Origin of the sequence: Streptomyces racemochromogenes (genome assembly GCF_044129415.1) — a bacterium.
Classification (GTDB): Bacteria; Actinomycetota; Actinomycetes; order Streptomycetales; family Streptomycetaceae; genus Streptomyces; species Streptomyces racemochromogenes_A.
In genome coordinates, this window is record NZ_JBBDHD010000077.1 from 1 (window position 1) to 22202 (window position 22202).

Here is a 22202-nt window from a genome sequence, read left to right on the forward strand (position 1 = left end):
ACGCGCCCCCCACCCCGCCGCCCCACCCGCCGCACCCCTCCGCGGCCGCCCGTCCCGGCGCCCCCGGCACGACCACGGCACCGGGGCCGGCTTCGCGCCCGCCCCCGGCCCCGCCCTCGGCGGCCCCGGCGTGGGCTCCGACCAGGGGTACGCGGGCTACGACGGCGGCCCCTCCACCGAGGCCTTCCCCGCCTTCACCGAGCCCGCCGGGCCCACCGGCGGCCCCGCGCTGGGCAGCGTCCCCATGGGCGTCGACGAGACCCCGCGCTGGCCCGGTCCCGAGACCATGGACACCCCTGGTCCGGGCTCCCGCCCCGGTCCGGCCGCCCCGCCGCCCGGCCCGCGGCCGCCCCTGCCGACGCCCGCGCCCGCCGGGACGTCCGCCAAGCCGGGCAAGGCGGCCCCGGCAGGCAAGCCCGCCAAGAAGAAGGGCCGCTCCAAGCTGGTCCTGCTCGGCGGCGGCCTCGTCGGCCTCGTGGCCGTGGCCTACGGCGCCGGGCTGCTCATGAACCACTCCGACATCCCCAAGGGCACCAAGGTCCTCGGCGTCGACATCAGCGGCAGCCGCGACGACGCCGTGGCCAAGCTCCAGACGGCCTTCGGCAAGCGTTCCGCCACCCCGCTCCAGCTCACCGTCGGCGGCAAGTCCGTCGAACTGAAGCCCGAGAAGGCCGGCCTGACCCTCGACAGCCAGACCACCGTCCGCAACGCCACCGGCAGCGACTACAACCCGGTCACCGTCATCGGCTCGCTGTTCGGCGTCGAGCGCACGGCCACCGCCGTCATGCCGGTCGACGAGGAGAAGCTGAAGGACTCCCTCCAGGAGATCGCCGGCACCGCCGGCACCGCCACCGAGGGAACCATCACCTTCGACACCGGCAAGCCCGTCGCGGTCCCCGGCAAGGCCGGCACCAGCCTGGACGTGGACGGCTCCGTCGACAAGGTCACCAAGGCCTTCCGCGAGCTCGTCGCCAACGGCAAGGCCGCCCCCGTCGAACTCCCCACCGCCACCAAGGAACCGACCATCAGCCAGGCGGAACTGAACCGGGCGATGAAGGAGTTCGCGGAGCCGGCCATGTCCGCCCCCGTGACGGTCAAGGCGGGCACCAAGTCCCTGGCCTTCGGCGCCAAGTCCCTGCCGAAGATCCTCAGCATGGCCCCCGTACAGGGCAAGCTCGTCGAGAAGTACGACCTGGAGGCCCTCAAGGCCACCTACGGCAACGCCTTCGACGGGGTCCTGATCACCCGGGGCACCGGGGCGAAGACCCCCGTCACCCCGCAGGACGTCGTGGGCGCCCTCGGCAAGGGCCTCGTCGGAAAGACCCCGGCCGAGCGCGTCGTGACGATCGACACGAACGCCAACTGACCCCCGCGGCCCGTCGTGTGAGCCCCTTCCCGGACCCCGGGAAGGGGCTCACACGTCCCCGGCACCCGGCCTGACCGGGGATGTCACCCCGCCCGCATGACATCTGTCATGCAGCTGTCACGACTGAAGACACTGCCGCGCGGCCCCCCGTCCGCGAGAAGCTCGGTGCATGACGACGACGACCGCGACGCAGTCCGGAGCCCCCGGACCCGCACGCGGTGCCGGCAGCGGCACCGTGGTGAGCTTCCAGAACGTGACCAAGAGCTACGGCCGGGTCAAGGCCGTGGACGGTCTCAGCCTCGAACTCCACCCGGGCGAGACCGTCGCGCTCCTCGGCCCCAACGGCGCCGGCAAGTCCTCCACCCTCGACCTGCTCCTGGGCCTGCGCCCCGCGGACTCCGGCACCGTCAGCCTCTTCGGCACCACCCCCCGCGAGGCCGTCACGGCCGGCCGGGTCGGCGCCATGCTCCAGAGCGGCGGCCTGATGGAGGAGGTGACCGTGCGCGAGCTCGTCACCCTCGGCTGCGCCCTGCACCCCCGCCCGTACCCGGTCGAGGAGGTGCTCTCCCGCGCCGGCATCGAGGAGATCGCCGGACGCATGGTCAACAAGCTCTCCGGCGGCCAGGAGCAGCGGGTGCGCTTCGCGCTCGCCACCGCCGGCCACAACGACCTGATCATCCTGGACGAGCCGACCACCGGCATGGACGTCACCGCCCGCCAGGCCTTCTGGGCCACCATGCGGGAACAGGCGGCCCAGGGCCGCACCGTCCTGTTCGCCACCCACTACCTGGAGGAGGCGGACGCCATCGCCGACCGGGTGCTGGTCCTCAACAAGGGCCGGCTCCTCGCCGACGGCACCGCCGCCGAGATCAAGGCCAAGGCCGGCGCCCGCAAGATCGCCTTCGACCTCGACGGCGCGATCGACGAGCAGATCCTGCGCGCCCTGCCCGGCCTGACCGCCTTCGAGGTCAACGGCACCACCGTGCGGCTCCAGTCGCGCGACGCCGACGCCACCGTCCACGCGGTGTACGCGCTCGGCCTCTACCCCCGCAACCTGGAGGTCGCGGGCCTGGGCCTGGAGCAGGCCTTCATCGCCCTCACCGAGGCCGAGGAGGCCCACGCATCGTGAACACCGGAACGCTGAACCTGGTCAAGCTGGAGATCACCCGCGCCCTGCGGAACAAGAAGTACATCTTCTTCACGCTGCTCTACCCGGCCGCCCTCTTCCTGATGCTCGGCGGCACCCTGGACGGCACCACCAAGGTCATGGGCACCGAGCTGACCATGCCCGCCTTCTACATGGTCGCCATGGCCTCCTTCGGCGCCCTCACCGCCGTCCTCGTCGGCAACGCCGAGCGCATCGCCAAGGAGCGCGAGGCCGGCTGGGTGCGCCAGCTCCGCCTGACCGCGCTGCCCGGCCACGGCTACGTGCTCGGCAAGACCGCCAGCGCGGGCGTGCTGTCGCTGCCGGCGATCCTGGTGGTCTTCCTCGTCGCCGCCGTCGCCAAGGGCGTCCGTTTCGAGGCCTGGCAGTGGCTCGCCCTGACCGGTTCCATCTGGGCGGGCAGCCTCGTGTTCGCCGCGCTGGGCGTCGCCATCGGCTACCTGGCCTCCGCGGACAACGTCCGGCCGCTGAGCATGCTCTTCTACTTCGGCCTGTCGATCCTCGGCGGCCTGTGGATGCCCACCGCCGCGTTCCCGCAGTGGCTCCAGGACATCTGCGAGTGGCTGCCGACCCACGCCTACGCGGGCCTCGGCCAGGCCATCGAGCTGGGCGGGGCCCCGCACGCCAAGGACGTGGCGATCCTCGCCGTCTACTTCGTACTGTTCACCGGGGCGGCCGCCTGGCTGTACCGCAAGGACTCACTGAAGGCGTAGGACCGTGGCGCTGACGCACGAGCCCGAGGGCGTGACCCGCATCGTCCGGGCCCCCGAGAGCACCGTCCACAAGGTGGTCAAGAGCCTCTGGATCGCCATCTGGCTCTTCTACCTCAGCGCCCCGGTGACCGACCTGGTGCGGGGCGGGCACAGCACCGGGGCCCGGGTGCTCGGCGGGCTGGGCCTGCTCGGGTTCGTCGCCTGGTACCTGGTGCTGGTGTTCCGGCCGGACCGGCAGAAGCCGGTGCGGCCGGTCCTGCTGTCACTGGCGGTCCTCAGCGCCGAGGCCGCGGCGCTCTCGCTGGCCCTGGGCCGTGAGTGGCTCGTGCTCTTCGTCTACGTCTCCATCGCCTCCGGCGCCGCGCTGCCCGGGAAGGTCTCCCGCCTCACGGTGCCCGCCGCGACGGCCCTGCTGGCGGCGCTGGCCCTCACGGTGCCGGACGGCGGGGACTACCTGTTCGGGCTGCTGATCCCGGCCCTGATGGGCGGGTTCGCGATGGTCGGGGTCCGCGAGATGATCCGCACGACCATGGAGCTCCGGCAGGCCCGGGCCACGGTGGCCCAGCTCGCGGCCAACGAGGAGCGCCTGAGGATGGCCCGCGACCTGCACGACCTGCTGGGCCACTCGCTGTCGCTGATCACGCTCAAGAGCGAGCTCGCGGGCCGGATGCTGCCCGACCACCCCGACCGGGCCGCCCAGCAGGTGGCGGACATCGAGAAGGTCTGCCGCCAGGCGCTGGTCGACGTGCGGGAAGCCGTCAGCGGCTACCGGCGGCCCACCCTGCCCGGCGAACTGGCGGGCGCCCGCACGGCGCTGGCGGCCGCCGGGGTCACGGCCGACCTCCCCGCGGACTTCACCGGCTCCGTCCCCGAGGAGCCGGAGTGCGCCCTGGCCTGGTCGCTGCGCGAGGCGGTGACCAACGTGGTCCGGCACAGCGGTGCCAAGCGCTGCACGATCGCCCTGACGCCCCGCCAGACCCTCGCCGGACCGGTGCTGGAGCTCTCGGTGACCGACGACGGCTCGGGCGGCACCGCGGTCCCGGGCAACGGTCTGACGGGCCTGACGGAACGTCTGGAGGCGGTCGGCGGCACCCTGTGGGCGGGCCCGGCCGGGAAGACCGGCTTCCGCCTGCTGGCGAGGGTCCCCCTAGGATCCCCGTCATGACGGAAGCCGCAGAAGTCGCCCGGCCCCCCATCCGCATCCTCCTGGCGGAGGACCAGTCCATGGTCAGGGAAGCCCTCGCCGCCCTCCTGGGGCTGGAGCCGGACATCGAGGTGCCGGTCCAGGTCGCGCGGGGCGACGAGGTCGTGGCGGCGGCCCTGGCCCACGACGTGGACGTGGCCCTCCTGGACATCGAGATGCCGGGCATGACGGGCATCGAGGCGGCGGCGGCCCTGCGCCGCGCCCTCCCCGACCTCAAGATCGTCGTCCTGACCACGTTCGGCCGCCCCGGCTACCTCCGCGGGGCGATGGAGGCGGGCGCCTCGGCCTTCCTGGTCAAGGACGCGCCGGCCGCGCAGCTCGCGCAGGCGGTGCGCAAGGTCCTCGCGGGCGAGCGCGTCATCGACCCCACCCTCGCGGCGGCCGCCCTGGCGGAGGGCGCGAACCCGCTCACGGAGCGGGAGCGCGAGGTCCTGCGCGCGGCGGAGCACGGCGCGACCAACGCAGAACTGGCTGCGGCCCTGTCCCTGTCCCAGGGCACGGTCCGCAACTACCTCTCGACGGCGATCCAGAAGCTCGCGGCCCGCAACCGCGCGGAAGCGGTCCGCGTGGCCCGCGAAAAGGGCTGGCTCTGACCGGGCGGTCCCGACCACACTGCGCGGGTGTTCAGAAAACTCTGGGCGGCGACCGCCGCGTCGAACCTGTCGGACGGCGTGAGCCTGGCCGCGGCACCCCTGCTCGCGGCCACGATCACCCGCGACCCGACGCTGATCGCCGGGATCACCGTCGCCCAGCGGGCCCCCTGGCTGGTCCTCGCCTTCGTCTCGGGGGCACTGGCCGACCGCCTGGACCGCCGGAAGGTGGCGCAGAGCGCGAACTGGATCCGCGCGGCGGCCTTCGCCGCGCTCACGGCGGGCGTCCTCGCGGACACCCTGTCCATGCCCCTGCTGTACGCGGTCTTCTTCGCGATCGGCACCGCCGAGACCCTCTACGACAGCGTGTCGGCGGCCTGGGTGCCGACGCTGGTCGGGCCCGAGGAGCTGACCCGTGCCAACAGCCGGTTGCAGACCACGTTCGTGGTCTGCAACGAGTTCGCCGGCCCGCCGGTCGGCGGCTTCCTCTTCGCGGCGGCGGCCTCCGCGCCGTTCGCCCTGGGCACGGCCGGATACCTGGCCGCGGTGGGCCTGCTCGCCCTCATCCCCCCGGCGGCGCGCCGGACGGACGAACCGGACGGCGGACCGCTGACGGTCGCGAACGTGCGCGAGGACATCGCCGTCGGCGCCCGCTGGTACTGGTCCTCGCCCGTGCTGCGCGCCCTGAGCCTGGTCGCCGCCGCAGGCAACGCGGCCGTCGCGGCGAGCTACGGCCTGCTCGTGCTGCTCGCCCAGGACGAACTCGGCGTCTCCGACGAGGGCTACGGCGTGATGCTCGCCGCCGGCGCGGTCGGCGCGGTGCTCGGCGGGCTGGCGGCGGGCCGGGTCGGCGGGTGGTTCAAGCCCGGCACCCTGATCCTCGTGACCAACCTGCTGTCGGCCGCCGCCACGGCGGGACTGGGCCTCGCCCTCGGCCCGGCGGTGACCGTCGCTCTCATGGCCCTGGACGGCTTCGTGGTCCTGGTCGTGTCCGTCCACATGGTGACCCTGCGCCAGCAGATCGTGCCCAACGAACTCATGGGCCGGGTCACCTCCGTCTACCGGGTCGTCGCCGTGGGCTCCTTCGCCGTCGGCGGCATCGCGGGCGGCGCGGTGGCCGGGGCCTTCGGCGTCCCGGCCTCCTTCTACGCCGCCGGGGCGGCCATCGCCGTCGCCTCCCTCCTGGCGCTGCCGGTCCTGAGCAACGCCCGCCTGACCGAGGTCAGACGGCGGGCGGAGGCCGCACCGGCCCCGGGCGGCCCCGCGCCGGTCAGTTGAGCAGGGCGCGGGCCGAGGCCGCCTCCGCGCGGATGCGGGTCGCCGCCTGCGGGTCCACCGCGTCCATGACCACCGCGTACGCGTCCATCTCCGCCGCCCCCGCCTGGAAGGAGCCCCGCTCCACGAGCAGCCGGGCCCGTTCGTAGCGCAGCGCCGCCGGATGCGAGGGCAGCAGCAGCGACAGGTCCAGGGACCACAGGGCGACCGCCGAGTGCTCCGGGCGGGCCGACGCCCACACCCGGATGTTCCCCAGGATCCGCAGCACGATGTCCAGGGTGCGGGCCGGCGTCCGGGGCCCCCGGGCCAGCTCCGCCGGGCCCGTGCCCAGCGAGGCGCCGCCCGCGAAGGGGTCCACCACCACGCCCTCCTCGGGGTCGCCGAAGCCCACCGTGAAGTGCCCCGGCAGCCCCAGCCCGTACACCGGCGCCCCCGCCCGCCGGGCCACCTCCAGCCAGACCACCGACAGCAGGATCGGCAGGCCCCGCCGGCGCCGCAGCACCTCGTGCAGGAGCGAGGACTCCAGCCGGTCGTAGTCCTTCGGGGTGCCGTGGAAGCCCATCCGGCCGCCCAGCAGGTCCGTCACCGCCGCCGCCCAGGCCTTCGCCCCGCGCAGCCCGTACGGCAGCATCCCCGCCAGCCGGTCCAGCTCCATCTGGGCCCAGTCCATGGCCCGTTCGTCCAGCTCCGGGTCCGCCTCCGCCGCCAGCAGCAGGCACAGCAGCGCCAGGTCCGGCCGCTCGGAGCGGGCCTCCGCCGCGAACAGCTCCCGCGTGGCCGCGCTCATGCCCCGGCCCCGGCGCGGAAGTGGTGGTAGGCGTGGTGGGGGGCGAAGCCCATGCCGTCGTACAGGGCCCGCGCGGCGGTGTTGTCCGTCTCCACCTGGAGCCAGGCCGCCGAGGCACCCTCCTCCAGCGCCCGCCGGGCCAGCGCCGCCATCACCGCCGTCGCCAGCCCCCGCCTGCGGTGCTCCGGGCCGACCGTGACCGCGCCGAACCCGGCCCAGCGGCCGTCGACCACGCACCGCCCGATCGCCCGGCCCCCGTCCAGCGAGGCGAACCACACCGACGGGCCCTCCACCAGCATCCGCCGGGCCAGTTCCGGGTCGCGGACCTTGCCGTAGAGGCCCAGCCACTCCTCGTCCGGCTCGCGGGTCAGCCGTATCCCCGACACGTCCGCGTCCTGGTCGGCCACCGGGGCCAGGCCCCCGGTCCGGACCTCCGCCGAGACCTCGTTGACCCAGCCGCGCCGCTCCAGTTCCGCGCAGAGCACCTCCTGGGTGCCGGCCGCGCCCGTCGCGGCCTGCACGTAGGCGGGAAGGTCCCGCCGCGCGTACCAGGCCGTCACCCGCGCGAGTGCTTCGTCCAGGGGTATGCCGGGGTCGCCGAGGGCCAGCACCGAGTTGGCCCGCCGGGTGAACCCGCCGGCCGCGCGCAGCGTCCAGCCGCCCAGCGGCTCGCTCTCCAGCGGCTGCCACGCCCGGGCGGTGACCCGCGCCAGCTCCTCGAAGGAGGCCGCGGGACCCCTGCGGCGGGCCGGCGCGGCGGGCACCACCTTGCCCGCGACCAGCGAGGATTCCGGGATGTGGACGGACACGCCGTCTTTGCGTGTGATCGTCAGCACACCTCCGGTCCAGGATGTGAGAACCCCGACGGCGTCGGCGAAGGCGGGCGAGCCGCCGCCACCGTCCTGCACCCGTCGTACAGAGACTCGTTTACCCACGTCAGCCGGGGTGATACGGACCTCCAGCAGTCCACCGGCAGTGATTTCCACAGCTCTGTCCGCCCCTCCTGTTCGGATCGTGCCCGGGAACGGAGATACTAGGTGCGGGCATCGACGACGCCGCGCTCCCGCGCGAATGGACAGCCCTACCGAGGAGGAACGAGAGCGTGACCTACGTCATCGCGGAGCCTTGTGTCGACGTCAAGGACAAGGCCTGTATCGAAGAGTGCCCCGTCGACTGCATCTACGAGGGCCAGCGGTCCTTGTACATCCACCCGGACGAGTGCGTCGACTGCGGTGCGTGTGAGCCGGTCTGCCCGGTCGAAGCCATCTTCTACGAGGATGACACCCCGGAGGAGTGGAAGGACTACTACAAGGCGAACGTCGAGTTCTTCGACGAGCTCGGTTCGCCCGGTGGTGCCTCCAAGCTCGGTCTGATCGAGCGCGACCACCCCTTCATCGCCGCGCTGCCCGCCGGCATCAACGGCGAGCACTGACCGCTTACGGCAGACGCGCCTCTCGGTCCCGTACGGCACTGCTGCCGCGCGGGACCGAGCCGTTTTCCCGCACCTTTCCCACCCCTGAGAGAGAGCAGAGCACCGTGGCCGCAGTTTCCGACCGTCTCCCCACGTTCCCCTGGGACAAGCTGGAGCCGTACAAGAAGACGGCGGCGGCCCACGAGGACGGCATCGTCGACCTGTCCGTCGGCACGCCGGTCGACCCGGTGCCGCGGCTGATCCAGGACGCCCTGATCGGCGCCGCCGACTCCCCGGGCTACCCCACCGTGTGGGGCACCCCCGCACTGCGTGACGCGATCACCGGCTGGCTGCGCGGCCGGCTCGGCGCGAGCGCCGCCGGACACCGCAACGTGCTGCCCGTCGTCGGCTCCAAGGAGCTCGTCGCCTGGCTGCCCACCCAGCTGGGCCTGGGCCCGGGCGACAAGGTGGCCTACCCCCGCCTCGCCTACCCCACGTACGAGGTCGGCGCGCGGCTGTGCGGCGCCGAGGCCGTCGTCTACGACGACCCGACGGAGCTGGACCCGGCCGGGCTGAAGCTGCTCTGGCTCAACTCCCCGTCCAACCCCACCGGAAAGGTCCTCGGCAAGGAGGAACTGATCCGGATCGTCGCCTGGGCCCGCGAGCACGGCGTCCTGGTCTTCAGCGACGAGTGCTACCTGGAACTCGGCTGGGAGGCCGAACCGGTCTCCGTCCTGCACGACGACGTCTGCGGCGGCTCCTACGAGGGCCTCGTCGCCGTCCACTCGCTCTCCAAGCGCTCCAACCTGGCCGGCTACAGGGCCGCCTTCATCGCCGGCGACGAGGACGTCCTCGCCGAGCTGCTGGAGATCCGCAAGCACGGCGGCATGATGACCCCGGCCCCCGTCCAGGCCGCCGTCGTCGCCGCCCTCGGCGACGACGCCCACGTGGCCGAGCAGCGCGGCCGCTACGCCGCCCGCCGCGAGGCGCTGCGCACCGCCCTGGAGGCGCACGGCTTCCGCGTCGAGCACAGCGAGGCCAGCCTCTACCTGTGGGTGACCCGCGACGAGCCGTGCTGGGACACCGTCGCCCACCTCGCGTCCCTCGGCATCCTGGTGGCGCCGGGCGACTTCTACGGCGAGGCCGGCGCGAACTTCGTGCGCGTCGCCTTCACCGCCACCGACGAGCGGGTCGAAGCCGCGGTCAAGCGCCTGGGCTGACCGCCCCGGACGCCCCGAGGGGCCGGGAGCTGCGTGCTCCCGGCCCCTCGGTGTCCGTGCGCGTGGCGGGGTCAGCCGCCCAGCGGCAGGGAGCCCAGCGGCAGCGCCCCGACCGGCAGGTCGTGGCCGGCCGGCAGCTGCTGCGCCACCGGCAGACCGCCCAGCATCCGGCCCGCGCCGCCCGCCACGTCCGAGGCGGGGGCGGCGGCCGGGACGGCCTTGGTGGCGGTGCCCGCGACGTCGGCGGCCGCACCCGTGGCCGCCCCGGTGGCGGCGGTGGCGTCGGCGGTGTCCGGGGCGGCGAGCGTGCCCAGCTGCGGCACGGACTCCAGGCCCGCGGCGCTGGCCGCGCCGGCCGCACCGACCACGGGAGCGGTACCGGCTGCGAGGAGAAGCGCGGCGCGGGCGATCCGGCGGGTCAGGGGGAGGGACATGATGCTCCTAAGCGGTAGCGGCTGAGTACGCCGTGTACAACCGCTCCCGGGGTGGGCGGAGTTGCGGACCGGCCGGGTAAAGGATCGGTAACGCATCGTTTAATCGGCTTCCGTGACAAGCCCATCGGACCGGCGCCCACCAGGGCTTCTGCCCGTCAACACCGCCGCGTGCGGGATGACCCGGCCACCCCCTCCCGGGGGACGGGCCGCACGTGCGAACGATCATGTCCTGTCGGCGGGACGGCGCACGTCGCAGCCGCGCGCCCCCGGCCGGCGGTCTCAGCCCGCGGCGCGCGGCAGGAAGATCCGGACCTGGCCGGCGATCGCCGCGTACGGGTCGGCGGCCGCGGCGCCCTTCGCACCGTCGGCCCCCTTGCGCTGCCACTCGCCCCGGTTCTCGCCCGCGACCCAGGCGGAACCGTCGTACGAGACCCGCGAGATGCCCAGCTCCTTGGACCGGGCGACCGCCCAGTGCGCCATGGCCCGGCCCCGACGGGCCTCGGCCGCGCCGCCGCCGTCCTTCAGCCACAGGTCCACCTCGGCCTCCGGGGTGGCCGGCGGCTGCGACGCCCCCGCCGCCGCCCCGGCGGAGCCGGCCGACGGGACCGCCCCGGCGCTCGCCGAGGGGCTCGCGCCGGCCTTCGGGGCGCCGCCGGCCCCGGCCTTGGGGGTGGCACTCGCCCCCGCCTTCGGGTCGGCGTCCTTCGGCCCGGCGTGCAGCACGGGCCGGCCGGCCCCCAGGGCCTCCTTGCCGAACGCCCGCCCCAGCTCCGTGCGCACCTTCTCCGGGTCGCCCTTCAGCGGCGCCGGCCCGACACAGGTCAGCGTGGCCGGGGTCTCGCCCTCCCCGAACGCGGCCGTCACGAGCGTCGCGTCGGGCTCGTGCTTGGCGTAGGCCTGCGGGAACCCGCTGAGCTGCACGCGCTGCGCCGCCACCGTCAGCGGCAGCCGGGTGTAGCCCTTGACCTCCACCAGCCGGTCGTAGAAGATCCCCGCCGAGTACACCGGGTCCATGATCTGCTCCGGGGTGCCCCAGCCCTGCGAGGGCCGCTGCTGGAACAGGCCCAGCGAATCCCGGTCGCCGTGGTCGAGGTTGCGCAGCCCCGACTCCTGCATCGCCGTCGCCAGGGCGATCGTCACCGCCCGGTCCGGGAGCCCCTTGGAGATCCCGACCGCGGCTATCGTCGCGGCGTTCGACGCCTGCTCGGGGCTCATCTCGTACGTCTGCACGGCCCCGTCGGACCCGGCGCCCGAGCCCTTCGCCGTCACGGTGCAGTGCGGGGCGCCCGCCCCGCCGTTGGAATAGTGGTGCACCAGCACGTATCCGATCACCGCGAGCAGGACGGCCAGGCCGACGGCCGCGCGGAGCGGCCCGCGGCGGCGGGGACGGGGGCGATCGGTCTCGGACACGCGGCCCACCGTACTTGAGGCCGATAAGGCGTCCACCGGCCGGACGCTGCCGCTACCCGCCCATCCCGGGGCGTTAGGGTCGGTTCATGTCCGAATCCGAGCTCGACCTCACCCTCGACGCCGCCGGGCTGACCGCCCGTCTCGTCGACATCCCCTCCGAGAGCGGCGACGAGAAGGTGCTCGCCGACCTCGTGGAAGACGCCCTGCGCCGGCTCGCGCACCTCACCGTCGACCGCCACGGCAACAACGTGGTCGCCCGTACGCACCTCGGCCGCGCCGAACGCGTCGTACTCGCCGGCCACCTCGACACCGTGCCGATCGCCGGCAACGTCCCGTCCCGCCTGGACGAGAACGACGTGCTGTGGGGCTGCGGCACGACCGACATGAAGTCCGGGATCGCGGTACAGCTGCGGATCGCGGCCACCGTGCCCGAGCCCAACCGCGACCTCACCTTCGTCTTCTACGACCAGGAGGAGGTCGCCGCCGACCTCAACGGGCTCGGCAAGGTCGCCGCCGCCCACCCCGACTGGCTGGCCGGCGACTTCGCCGTCCTGCTGGAGCCCTCCAACGCCGAGGTCGAGGGCGGCTGCCAGGGCACCCTGCGCGTCCTGCTGCACACCCGCGGTGAGCGCGCCCACTCCGCCCGCAGCTGGATGGGCTCCAACGCCATCCACGCCGCGGGCCCGATCCTGGCGAAGCTGGCCGCCTACGAGCCCCGCAAGCCGGTCATCGACGGCCTGGAGTACCACGAGGGCCTCAACGCCGTCCGCATCGAGGGCGGCGTCGCCAACAACGTGATCCCCGACGCCTGCACGGTCACGGTCAACTTCCGCTACGCCCCCGACCGCAGCGAGGCCGACGCGCTCGCCCACGTCAAGGAGGTCTTCGCCGACTGCGGCGTCGACGCCTTCACCGTCGACGACTCCTCGCCCGGCGCCCTCCCCGGCCTGTCCCACCCGGCGGCCGCCGCGTTCATGGAGGCCGTCGGCGGACACGCCATGCCCAAGTTCGGCTGGACGGACGTCTCCCGCTTCAGCGCGCTCGGCGTCCCCGCCGTCAACTACGGTCCGGGCGACGCGCTGCTCGCGCACAAGGTCGACGAGCGGGTCGAAACCAAGGCGATCCTGCACTGCGAGGAACGACTCCGTGCCTGGCTGACCTCGTAAATTCCCCCTCCCGTCACTTTTGTGCGCCTAACCTGATCCAACGATCAGCAGGAGGGAGCACATCATGGGCAACTCCGAAGGCAACGGGCGGCGGCGTCCCGAGGAGCAGCAGCTCGGGCCGGTGCTGCGCAGACGGGGCCAGGTGCAGGCGGGCAGCACGACGGACCAGCGGCTGCTGGACTCGGCCGGCCCCTCCGAGTGGGTGCACACCGATCCCTGGCGGGTCCTGCGCATCCAGTCGGAGTTCATCGAGGGCTTCGGCACGCTCGCCGAGCTGCCGCCCGCGATCAGCGTGTTCGGCTCGGCCCGCACCCCGGTGGGCTCACCGGAGTACGAGGCGGGCGTGCGGATCGGCAGCGCGCTCGTCGAGGCCGGCTTCGCCGTCATCACCGGCGGGGGACCGGGCGCGATGGAGGCGGCCAACAAGGGTGCCCGCGAAGCGAACGGGATCTCGGTCGGCCTCGGCATCGAGCTCCCCTTCGAACAGGGGCTCAACCAGCACGTCGACCTCGGCCTGAACTTCCGGTACTTCTTCGTCCGCAAGACGATGTTCGTGAAGTACAGCCAGGGCTTCGTGGTGCTGCCCGGCGGGTTCGGCACCCTGGACGAGATGTTCGAGGCGCTGACCCTGGTCCAGACGCAGAAGATCACCCGGTTCCCGATCGTGCTCTTCGGCACCGAGTACTGGGGCGGTCTCGTCGACTGGCTGCGCAACACGGTCATCGCCCAGGGCAAGGCCTCCGAGAAGGACCTCTACCTCTTCCACCTCACGGACGACGTGGACGAGGCGATCGCCCTGGTGACGAAGGAAGTCGGCAAGTAACGGGCGCCCGCGGCGCGGGCCGGCTCAGGCCAGCCCGCGCCGGGCGACCGCCGGCGGCCGGTGCCCCTGGATCGAGCGGACCATGTCGAGGACCTGCCGGGTCTCCGCGACCTCGTGGACCCGGTAGACCTGGGCGCCGAGCCAGGCCGACACGGCCGTGGTGGCCAGGGTGCCCAGCAGCCGCTCCTTGACCGGCCTGTCCAGGGTCTCGCCGACGAAGTCCTTGTTGGACAGCGAGACCAGTACCGGCCAACCGGTTTCGGTCATCTCCGCCAGCCGGCGCGTGGCTTCCAGGGAATGCCGGGTGTTCTTCCCGAAGTCGTGACCCGGATCGATCATGATCGACTCCCGGGGCACGCCCAGGGCCTCGGCCCGCTCCGCGAGCCCGACCGTCACGCGCAGGATGTCCTCCATCACGTCCTCGTACGAGGTCCGGTGCGGCCTGGTGCGCGGCTCGACCCCGCCCGCGTGGGTGCAGACGATGCCCGCGCCGTAGCGCGCCGCCACCTCCGCCAGCTTCGGGTCCACCCCGCCCCAGGCGTCGTTCAGCAGGTCCGCCCCGGCCTCGCACACGGCCTCGCCGACCTCGTGCCGCCAGGTGTCCACGCTGATCACCACGTCCGGGTGGCGACGGCGCACCTCCGCCACGAAGCCGACCGTGCGCCGGGCCTCCTCCACCGCGTCCACGTGCTCGCCCGGACCCGCCTTGACCCCGCCGATGTCGATGATCGCCGCGCCCTCGGCCACGGCCTGCTCCACCCGGTCCAGCGCGGGCCGGTCGCGGAAGGTGGCGCCCTGGTCGTAGAACGAGTCGGGGGTCCGGTTCACGATGGCCATGATCACCGGCTCGTGGGTGTCGAACTCGCGCCTGCCCAGTCGCAGCATCCCGCTCTTTCCTCCTTCGGCGACCCTCGCGCCTCGTCTGCGACCTTAACCTGGTGGCCGGAGTCTCTCAGGGGAGTTGATCGTGTTCTGGTTCTTGCTGATCGCGCTGGTCGTGGTCGTGGCCGCGGTCACCCTCGCGGTCATCGGCGGAGGCGCCGAGGCCGTCCTGCCCGAGGCCGAGCCCGACCGGGTGGCCGACGCCCTGCCCGAGACCCGTCCGGTCGTACGGGAGGACATCGACGCGCTGCGGCTGCCCGTCGCGCCGCGCGGCTACCGGATGGCCGAGGTGGACGACGTCCTGGACCGGCTCGCCGCGGAGCTCGCCGAGCGGGACGCGCGGATCGCGGAGCTGACGGCGGCCCGCACCCCGGCGGCGGGCCCGGCGGCCCCGGCGGCCGCGCAGGCGCAGGCCCCGGCCGAGGCCCCGGCGGACCACCGGGTCGACCTCACCAAGGAGGAGCGGTGAGCGGCGGCGGGCTGCTGGCCGGCCCGGACGGCGCCCTGCGCTGCCCCTGGGGCCTGTCCACGGAGGACTACGTCGCGTACCACGACACCGAATGGGGCAAGCCGGTCCACGGCGACGACGCCCTCTACGAGAGGCTCTGCCTGGAGGCCTTCCAGTCGGGGCTGTCCTGGCTGACGATCCTTCGGCGGCGCGAGGGGTTCCGCAAGGCCTTCGGCGACTTCCGGATCGCGGCGGTCGCCGAGTTCGGGCCCGCCGACGCCGAGCGGCTCCTCGCGGACGAGGGGATCATCCGCAACCGCGCCAAGATCGAGGCCACCCTGGCCAACGCGAAGGTGCTGGCCGGATGGGAGCCCGGCGAGCTGGACGCGCTGATCTGGTCCCACGCCCCCAAGCGGAAGGCCCGGGCGCCGAGGACCACCGGTGACGTGCCTGCGGTCACCCCGGAGTCCACGGCCCTGGCCAAGGCCCTCAAGAAGGCGGGCATCCGCTTCGTCGGCCCCACCACGGCCTACGCCCTGATGCAGGCGTGCGGCCTGGTCAACGACCACCTCGCGGGCTGCGTCTCCCGCGAGGCGTGAACAGTCGGTGAACCTTCAGCGGCCCAGGTACTCCGGGGGCTGCTTGGCGAGGAAGGCCTGGACGGCGATGGAGTGGTCCTCCGAGGCGCCCGCGCGGGTCTGGAGGACGTCCTCGCGCTCCAGGGCCTCGGAGAGCGAGTGGGAGGCCCCGTACGCCAGGGACTCCTTCAGGGCGGCGTAGGCCACCGTCGGGCCCGCGGCGAGGGTCCGGGCCACCGCCTCGGCCTCCTCGTGCAGCGACTCCGCCGGGACGAGGCGGTTGACGATGCCCAGCTCGTACGCCTCCTGCGCCTCGATGGAGCGGGGGAAGAGCAGCAGGTCGGACGCCCGGGAGGCGCCGATCAGGCGCGGCAGGGTCCAGGAGACCCCGGAGTCGGCGGTCAGGGCCACACCGGCGAACGAGGTGTTGAAAGAGGCGGTGTCGGCGACCACGCGGAAGTCCGCCGCCAGCGCGAACCCGAAGCCGGCGCCGGCCGCGACGCCGTTGACCCCGGCCACCACGGGCTTGGGCATCTCGGTGAGGGCCCGCACGATCGGGTTGTAGTGCTCGGAGACGGTGCTCATGGTGAGCGTCGAGCCGCTCTCGCGGTCCGCCTGCAGGTTCCCGATGTGCTCCTTGAGGTCCTGGCCCACGCAGAAGGCGCGGGTGCCCGAAGCGGTCAGCAGCACCGCCCGCACGGCCGGGTCCGCGGCCGCCGCCTGCACGGCGTCGCGCAGGGCGACCTTGGCCTCCGTGTTCATGGCGTTCATCGCGTCGGGCCGGTTGATCGTGACCTTCGCGAGTCCGTCGGTCACTTCGTAGAGCACGCTGTCGGCCATGGCGGGGGTCCCCCTTCGTCGCGGGTGTGGCTACCGGCCGGTACCGGCCGGTCCAAGGGTCAGCATGGCGGACGCTGCCACCGCCGGGCATGTGATGTGCGTCAAACGAAGCGGAGGCACTTCCCCGGGGGCAGCGGCGAAGTATCGCAGGCGGATCCCCGAAATGAGTGGTTTTGGCCGAGCGCGTTGCCCAAGCGTTCCCCGCCGATGTTGGTCATCGGGTCCTGACATGCGGGATAATGGCTGGGAAGCAATGTGTTCGATGCCGGGTACTAGGCGCCTGAACGGGGCCGTCGGCTGACGATGAGCTGGTTTCAGGAAGGGGAACGAGCATGGCGGCCATGAAGCCGCGGACGGGCGACGGCCCGCTCGAGGTCACCAAGGAGGGGCGAGGCATCGTCATGCGCGTACCGCTCGAAGGCGGCGGTCGGCTTGTCGTCGAGCTGACGCCGGACGAGGCGGACGCCCTGGGTGACGCCCTGAAGAAGGTCGTCGGCTGAGCCTCGGCCACTGATCTCTGCACCGCCCCCGCCGCTCCCGCGGCGGGGGCGGTGTTGCTTGGGCCCCAGGGACCCGGGCGCCGCGGGCCCGGGCACAGCCCCGGGGGCTACCGCCGGACGGCGCAGAGCAGGCCGTCCCCCACCGGCAGCAGCGCGGACTCCAGCGCCGGACTCTCCCGCACGCAGCGCAGCAGCTCCCGTACCCGCAGCACCTCCACCGGCTGCGCGGCGGAGTCCACCGTGCGCCCGTCCGCGAAGACCCCCTCGAAGCACACCAGCCCCCCGGGCCGCAGCAGGCGCAACGATTCCGCGAGGTAGTCCAGCGACTCCGTCGGGTCCCCGTCGCAGAACACGAGGTCGTACCCGCCGTCGGCGAGCCGCGGCAGCACGTCCAGGGCGCGCCCCGGGATGAACCGCGCCCGGTTCCCCGCGAAGCCGGCCGCGCGGAACGCCTGCCGGGCGAAGGCCTGCCGGTCCGGTTCAGGATCGACCGTGGTCAGCACCCCGTCCGGGCGCATCCCGTGCAGCAGGTGGATGCCGGAGACCCCGGTCCCGGTGCCGATCTCGGCGACCGCCTTGGCGTCCGCGGTGGCGGCCAGCAGACGCAGCGCGGCCCCGGTGCCGGGGGAGACGGAGCGCAGGCCCGCTTCCCTGGACCGGTCGCGGGCCCATCGCAGGGCGTCGTCCTCGGCGACGAACGCGTCGGCGAACGCCCAGCTCGTCTGCCGGTTGCCGGTAATGACCCTCTCCTGTCCCCATAGTTGGCGCAACGGTGACTGTATCCGCTGACGACGGGAACCCGCAGATGGGACCGGGCGTTGGGAGGGTGAGAGGCGGGATAGAGGGGACGCCGCCGGGCAGATCGGCGGTGCGGAACCCGAGTCCCGGGCAAAGTTACTGCAAAAAGGCTTATCCGGAGCTGACGGGAGGGGTGGCTATGGTAGGGGCTCCACTGGACACCACCAGAGCCGACAGGGGAGGTGCGGCTGCGCCTGTGGATCGTGGAGGCGTACTGAGACGCCTCTTCTGGTCGGCGGGTGAGCCGAAATCCGTGACCTACACCGCTGACCGTTTCCACACCGCCCACACCGCGACCACCGCGACCTTTGCCGCCGATGCGGGCTCCCAGGCGTGGACCCCTCCCACCTGGGAGGAGATCGTCAGCACGCACAGCGCGCGGGTCTACCGCCTCGCCTACCGCCTGACGGGCAACCAGCACGACGCCGAGGACCTGACGCAGGAGGTCTTCGTCCGCGTCTTCCGCTCGCTGTCCACGTACACCCCCGGCACCTTCGAGGGCTGGCTGCACCGCATCACCACCAACCTGTTCCTGGACATGGTCCGCCGCAAGCAGCGGATCCGCTTCGACGCGCTCGCCGACGACGCCGCCGAGCGGCTGCCGAGCCGCGAGCCCTCCCCGCAGCAGGTGCTCCACGACACCCACTTCGACGCGGACGTCCAGCAGGCGCTGGACACCCTCGCGCCCGAGTTCCGCGCCGCCGTGGTGCTCTGCGACATCGAGGGCCTGTCCTACGAGGAGATCGCCGCCACCCTCGGTGTGAAGCTCGGAACCGTCCGCAGCCGTATCCACCGCGGCCGTTCGCACCTGCGCAAGGCGCTCAAGCACCGTTCGCCCGAGGCCCGCGCGGAGCAGCGCGCCCTGGCGGGTGTGGCGGTGGGTGTCCCGGGCGCCGGGGGAGAGGGCGGGCCGGAGTGAGCGGAGTCAGTCCGTCCCCCGCCGAACAGCACCTGGGTGACCGTCTCGCCGCGCTGGTGGACGGGGAGCTGGAGCACGACGCCCGCGAGCGGGTGCTGGCCCACCTGGCCACCTGCGCCAAGTGCAAGGCTGAGGCCGACGCGCAGCGCCGGCTCAAGACCCTGTTCGTGGAGAGCGCCCCGCCGCCGCTGTCCGCCGGACTGCTGGCCCGGCTGCAGGGGCTGCCGGGCACGGGCCCCGAGGGCCCCGCCGGGCCGCCGGGCGGCCCCGGCGCGGGGCGGCCCCCCGCGGCTCCCGGCGGCGACCCTTTCGCCACCTTCGGGTACGCCGTCCCGGCCGCCCCGCGCGAAGGGTTCCGCATCCATGAGACGGGGCGTCCCAGACGCCGCCTCGCCTTCGTCGCGGCCGGAGCCGTTTCCCTGGCCGCGATCGCGCTGGGCGGCGCGCTCCCGATGGACGCGATCGAGCCCAACGCCCGGGGCGAGGCGCCCGCCTCCCGGCCGGGGCCGTCGGTCCCGCTGACCGATGCCGCCGTCCGCGACCGGCTGCCCCTCCCGGACCGGGCCCGCCCGGCGTCCCCCTCGTCCCCCCTGCCCACGGCTCCCTCCGCGCCCCCGATCACGGCCCAGCCGGCCTCCCTCGCCCGCTGACGTCCCGGCCCCCCCGCCGGATCCGCGTCCCGTCCCGGCCCGGTCCGGCTCCCGGGTCCGGAGCGGGGGCCGGCTTCCGGTGTGGTCCCGAGTGCGCCCCGGGCCAGCGCGGGCGCCCCGTACCTGGTTGAATCTGCGGCACACGTGCCGCCCGCGGTGCGTCAGGCCCGCGGGGGAGCGCACATGTCCGACCATCACCAGAGCGACCCGGCTCCCTCCTGGTGGAGCCGGCCCGCGGACCCGGCCCGCCCGGATACGCAGCCCGCGACGGAAGCCCCCGCCGCACCGGCCCCGGCCCCCGCGGGCGAGCCCGGACAGGAGCCCGCACCCGGCGCCGGGCCGCGGTACGACCCCTGGGGCGTACGGCCGCTCCAGGTGGCGGACGGTGAGGGCGCGCCCCGGCGGCGCGGGGTCACGGGCTGGCAGCTGGCGGTGGTCGGGCTGGTGATCGCCCTCCTCGCCGGCGGTGTCGGCGGCTGGCTGGGCATCCTCGCCGAGCGGCGCACCGGCACCCGGCTGGAGCTTCCCCAGGCCGCCGTCGACAACCGGGGCAGGGCCCCCGACAGCGTGGCCGGCATCGCGGCCACCGCCCTGCCCGGCGTGGTCACCCTGCACGTCAGCGGTGGCGAAGGCAGCGGCACGGGAACCGGCTTCGTCCTGGACGACCAGGGCCACATCCTCACCAACAACCACGTCGTCGCCGACGCCAAGGACATAACGGTCACCTTCAGCACCGGCGACAGCGTCGCCGCCGAGCTGGTCGGCCGCGACAGCGGCTACGACCTGGCCGTGGTGAAGGTCACCGGCGTCCGCGGCCTGCGCCCCCTGGCCCTCGGCAACTCCGAGAACGTCCGCGTCGGCGACCCCGTCGTGGCCATCGGCGCCCCCTTCGACCTCTCCAACACCGTCACCGCGGGCATCATCAGCGCCACGGGCCGCCCCATCACGGCGGGCGGGGACAAGGCGGGCGGCAGCGACATCAGCTACGTCGACGCCCTCCAGACCGACGCCCCCATCAACCCCGGCAACTCCGGAGGCCCGCTCCTCGACTCCCGCGCCCACGTCATCGGCATCAACAGCGCCATCCGCGGGGCCGACAAGGGCGACGACGGCGACCGCAACCGCCAGAGCGGCAGCATCGGCCTCGGCTTCGCCATCCCCGTCAACCAGGGCAAGCGCGTCGCGGAGGAGCTCATCCGCACCGGCCACGCCACCCACCCCGTCATCGGGGTCACCTTGGACATGCAGTACACCGGCGACGGAGCCAGGGTCGACACCAAGGGCGAGGACGGCAAGCCCGCCGTGGCCGCCGACGGCCCCGGTGCCCGCGCCGGGATCCGCCCCGGGGACGTGATCACCAAGGTGGACGGGGTCCGCGTCCACGGCGGCGACGAGCTGATCATCAAGATCCGCGCCCACCGGCCCGGCGACCACCTCTCCCTGACCGTGCTGCGCGACGCCCGGGAGCACATCCTGGACGTGGTGCTCGGGTCCGCCAGCGGCTCCTGAGACCGGGCGCCCGCCGGGGGAACGCCCGGCGACGCCCGGGTGAATCCGGCGCGGGGCCCGCACCGGCGTAGGGCCGGCCCGGGATCGCCGGGTACCGTTGACCGGGCCCGAAGTGGAGAGAGCCGAGGAGCGGCAAGGTGTTCAACGACATAGGCGCACTCGAACTGGTCACCATCGTGGTGCTCGCCATCCTCATCTTCGGGCCGGACAAGCTTCCGAAGGTGATCCAGGACGTCTCGGGTTTCATCCGCAAGATCCGCGCGTTCTCGGACAGCGCCAAGCAGGACATCCGCTCCGAACTGGGACCCGAGTTCAAGGACTTCGAGTTCGAGGACCTGAACCCGAAGACCTTCATCCGCAAGCAGCTGACCGAGAACGAGGACCTCCAGGAGCTGCGCAGCAGCTTCGACCTCCGCAAGGAGCTGAACGAGGTCACCGACGCGGTCAACAGCCGCGAGACCGGGCAGGCGGCCCCCGCCTCCCCGGCTTCCGCCACGCCCGCCGCCGCCACCGCTCCCGATCTGCTGAAGAAGCCCGTCGCACCGGCCCAGGAACCGCGCACGCCCTTCGACGCCGACGCCACCTGAGCCCCAGCCTGCCCGTCGATCCGGGGACGGATGGCTATCCTCCATCTGTCCGGAGCCAGGACGCCCGAGGGTGGGGGTCCCCCCAGCGAAGCGAGGGGGAGGGCCGTTCCGGATCCCACGGAACGAGAGGCCGCCCATGGAGACGACGAGCACGAGCAGCAGCCGGGTTGGCGCACAGCCCGCCGAAGCCCCCGACGCCACCACCCCGCAGCCCGAGCCGCCCGAGCCGGCGGCGCAGTCCGGCGCCGCCCGGACCACCGACGCCACCGCCCCCGTCCCGGCGGCCCGCCGCGCGGCCGAGGGGTACCTGAGGGCCGAGTTCCCCTGGTACGGGCTGGACGGGGCCTTCACCGGCCCCCGCTGGCTGATGCAGGTCGGCACCGGCGCCGACGGCACCGTGGAGCACGGCTCCACCGGACACGGGGACGAGCCCTCGGTCCGGGGCGAGATCGCCACCGGCGAGAAGGAGCGGTTCGCGGTGGTGGTCACCGTCGCCAGCAACCCCCTGCGCCGCAGCGGGGACGGCACCGGCGTCCTGGAGGCCACCTCGGTGTCCTCGGCCGCCTGGCTGGCAGGCTCCGGGCTGCTGGCCTACAGCTGGCCGCCGCAGATGGACCACAGCCTGCGCGACGACTGGCTCGACCAGCAGACGGAAGCCGCCTGGGAGCTCGCCGACGACCTCGCGGGCCCGGACTGGTCGACGCTGTCGCTGCCGGTGGACGGGGAGCCGACGCCGTTCCACTACCGCGAGTCCGAGTTCGGATGGGTGCTGGCCGGCTCCACCGGGAGCGGGGTGCACCTGGGGGCGTACGGGCGGGGGATGAGCGCGTACGGCCTGGGCTTCTCGGCCATCGCGGACCTGGGCGCGTACGAGTAGGGGGCGGCCCGCAGGGTCCGCACAGCGAGAAGGGGCACCACCGTCCGGTG

General features: G+C 73.7%; 25 protein-coding genes. 18 read left to right on the forward strand and 7 right to left on the reverse strand.

Features of this window, described 5'->3' with window-relative positions:
* The 6 genes from WDV06_RS24825 to WDV06_RS24850 form a co-directional block, all read left to right on the forward strand.
* The coding region (locus WDV06_RS24825) for a peptidoglycan binding domain-containing protein (protein WP_395511989.1) at positions 1-1366 on the forward strand (1366 nt) is incomplete at its 5' end.
* Between the two features lie 169 nt (positions 1367-1535).
* Positions 1536-2495 carry an ABC transporter ATP-binding protein gene (locus WDV06_RS24830; RefSeq protein WP_395511990.1) on the forward strand — a complete coding sequence of 320 codons (960 nt, stop codon included), beginning with the start codon at positions 1536-1538 and terminating at the stop codon, positions 2493-2495.
* Complete coding sequence (locus WDV06_RS24835; RefSeq protein WP_395512019.1) at positions 2489-3244, forward strand: ABC transporter permease; 756 nt, start codon at positions 2489-2491, stop codon at positions 3242-3244. Before WDV06_RS24830 ends, WDV06_RS24835 begins: the two co-directional genes overlap by 7 nt.
* 31 nt (positions 3245-3275) lie before the next feature.
* Positions 3276-4409 carry a sensor histidine kinase gene (locus WDV06_RS24840; RefSeq protein WP_395512020.1) on the forward strand — a complete coding sequence of 378 codons (1134 nt, stop codon included), beginning with the start codon at positions 3276-3278 and terminating at the stop codon, positions 4407-4409.
* Positions 4406-5041 carry a response regulator transcription factor gene (locus WDV06_RS24845; RefSeq protein WP_395511991.1) on the forward strand — a complete coding sequence of 212 codons (636 nt, stop codon included), beginning with the start codon at positions 4406-4408 and terminating at the stop codon, positions 5039-5041. Before WDV06_RS24840 ends, WDV06_RS24845 begins: the two co-directional genes overlap by 4 nt.
* Positions 5042-5068: 27 nt before the next feature.
* Positions 5069-6316 carry an MFS transporter gene (locus WDV06_RS24850; protein WP_395511992.1) on the forward strand — a complete coding sequence of 416 codons (1248 nt, stop codon included), beginning with the start codon at positions 5069-5071 and terminating at the stop codon, positions 6314-6316.
* On the opposite strand, the gene WDV06_RS24855 is transcribed toward WDV06_RS24850, so the two are convergent.
* Positions 6309-7100, reverse strand: coding sequence for a transglutaminase-like domain-containing protein (locus WDV06_RS24855; RefSeq protein WP_395511993.1), 792 nt, complete (start codon positions 7098-7100; stop codon positions 6309-6311). The genes WDV06_RS24850 and WDV06_RS24855 overlap by 8 nt on opposite strands.
* On the reverse strand, positions 7097-8086 hold the full coding sequence (locus tag WDV06_RS24860; protein ID WP_395511994.1) for a GNAT family N-acetyltransferase: 990 nt from the start codon (positions 8084-8086) through the stop codon (positions 7097-7099). The genes WDV06_RS24855 and WDV06_RS24860 overlap by 4 nt, the downstream gene beginning before the upstream one ends.
* Before the next feature lie 116 nt (positions 8087-8202).
* Here WDV06_RS24860 and fdxA point away from each other — a divergent pair, with 116 nt between their 5' ends.
* Both fdxA and dapC read left to right on the forward strand, forming a co-directional pair.
* Entirely contained in the window at positions 8203-8532 is a 330-nt protein-coding gene (gene fdxA / locus WDV06_RS24865) for a ferredoxin (protein ID WP_030713714.1), read from the forward strand.
* A gap of 104 nt (positions 8533-8636) precedes the next feature.
* Entirely contained in the window at positions 8637-9731 is a 1095-nt protein-coding gene (gene dapC / locus WDV06_RS24870) for a succinyldiaminopimelate transaminase (RefSeq protein WP_395511995.1), read from the forward strand.
* A gap of 71 nt (positions 9732-9802) precedes the next feature.
* Here the strand turns inward: dapC and WDV06_RS24875 are convergent, their stop codons facing one another.
* On the reverse strand, positions 9803-10165 hold the full coding sequence (locus tag WDV06_RS24875; protein ID WP_395511996.1) for an ATP-binding protein: 363 nt from the start codon (positions 10163-10165) through the stop codon (positions 9803-9805).
* A 279-nt stretch (positions 10166-10444) separates the two neighbouring features.
* Positions 10445-11575, reverse strand: coding sequence for a hypothetical protein (locus WDV06_RS24880; protein WP_463668227.1), 1131 nt, complete (start codon positions 11573-11575; stop codon positions 10445-10447).
* Between the two features lie 86 nt (positions 11576-11661).
* Between WDV06_RS24880 and dapE the strand changes: the two genes are divergently transcribed.
* The gene (gene dapE / locus WDV06_RS24885; protein WP_395511997.1) at positions 11662-12741 is read left to right on the forward strand and encodes a succinyl-diaminopimelate desuccinylase; all 1080 of its coding nucleotides are present in this window, start codon (positions 11662-11664) and stop codon (positions 12739-12741) included.
* Between the two features lie 64 nt (positions 12742-12805).
* The gene (locus WDV06_RS24890) at positions 12806-13564 is read left to right on the forward strand and encodes an LOG family protein (RefSeq protein WP_045951419.1); all 759 of its coding nucleotides are present in this window, start codon (positions 12806-12808) and stop codon (positions 13562-13564) included.
* 24 nt (positions 13565-13588) lie between these two features.
* Here WDV06_RS24890 and folP read toward each other — a convergent pair whose 3' ends face one another.
* Complete coding sequence (gene folP / locus WDV06_RS24895) at positions 13589-14449, reverse strand: dihydropteroate synthase (RefSeq protein ID WP_395511998.1); 861 nt, start codon at positions 14447-14449, stop codon at positions 13589-13591.
* Positions 14450-14525: 76 nt separating this feature from the next.
* Between folP and WDV06_RS24900 the strand changes: the two genes are divergently transcribed.
* Both WDV06_RS24900 and WDV06_RS24905 read left to right on the forward strand, forming a co-directional pair.
* Complete coding sequence (locus tag WDV06_RS24900; protein ID WP_395511999.1) at positions 14526-14915, forward strand: DivIVA domain-containing protein; 390 nt, start codon at positions 14526-14528, stop codon at positions 14913-14915.
* Positions 14912-15493, forward strand: coding sequence for a DNA-3-methyladenine glycosylase I (locus WDV06_RS24905; protein WP_395512000.1), 582 nt, complete (start codon positions 14912-14914; stop codon positions 15491-15493). The genes WDV06_RS24900 and WDV06_RS24905 overlap by 4 nt, the downstream gene beginning before the upstream one ends.
* Before the next feature lie 15 nt (positions 15494-15508).
* Here the strand turns inward: WDV06_RS24905 and chcB are convergent, their stop codons facing one another.
* Entirely contained in the window at positions 15509-16312 is an 804-nt protein-coding gene (gene chcB, locus WDV06_RS24910) for a 2-cyclohexenylcarbonyl CoA isomerase (RefSeq protein WP_395512001.1), read from the reverse strand.
* Positions 16313-16644: 332 nt separating this feature from the next.
* Here chcB and WDV06_RS24915 point away from each other — a divergent pair, with 332 nt between their 5' ends.
* Entirely contained in the window at positions 16645-16812 is a 168-nt protein-coding gene (locus WDV06_RS24915; protein WP_003966491.1) for a DUF3117 domain-containing protein, read from the forward strand.
* A 107-nt stretch (positions 16813-16919) separates the two neighbouring features.
* Here WDV06_RS24915 and WDV06_RS24920 read toward each other — a convergent pair whose 3' ends face one another.
* Positions 16920-17582, reverse strand: coding sequence for an O-methyltransferase (locus tag WDV06_RS24920; RefSeq protein ID WP_395512002.1), 663 nt, complete (start codon positions 17580-17582; stop codon positions 16920-16922).
* Positions 17583-17749: 167 nt separating this feature from the next.
* Here WDV06_RS24920 and sigE point away from each other — a divergent pair, with 167 nt between their 5' ends.
* The 5 genes from sigE (at position 17750) to WDV06_RS24945 (ending at position 22152) form a co-directional block, all read left to right on the forward strand.
* Positions 17750-18529 carry an RNA polymerase sigma factor SigE gene (sigE, locus tag WDV06_RS24925; RefSeq protein WP_395512003.1) on the forward strand — a complete coding sequence of 260 codons (780 nt, stop codon included), beginning with the start codon at positions 17750-17752 and terminating at the stop codon, positions 18527-18529.
* Positions 18526-19179: a zf-HC2 domain-containing protein gene (locus WDV06_RS24930; protein WP_395512004.1), complete on the forward strand. Its 654-nt coding sequence runs from the start codon at positions 18526-18528 to the stop codon at positions 19177-19179. Before sigE ends, WDV06_RS24930 begins: the two co-directional genes overlap by 4 nt.
* 183 nt (positions 19180-19362) lie before the next feature.
* On the forward strand, positions 19363-20688 hold the full coding sequence (locus WDV06_RS24935) for a S1C family serine protease (RefSeq protein WP_395512005.1): 1326 nt from the start codon (positions 19363-19365) through the stop codon (positions 20686-20688).
* Between the two features lie 137 nt (positions 20689-20825).
* Positions 20826-21275, forward strand: a complete 450-nt coding sequence (locus WDV06_RS24940) for a sec-independent translocase (protein WP_395512006.1) — start codon at positions 20826-20828, stop codon at positions 21273-21275.
* Positions 21276-21411: 136 nt separating this feature from the next.
* Positions 21412-22152, forward strand: coding sequence for a hypothetical protein (locus tag WDV06_RS24945; protein WP_395512007.1), 741 nt, complete (start codon positions 21412-21414; stop codon positions 22150-22152).
* Positions 22153-22202 lie beyond the last annotated feature (50 nt).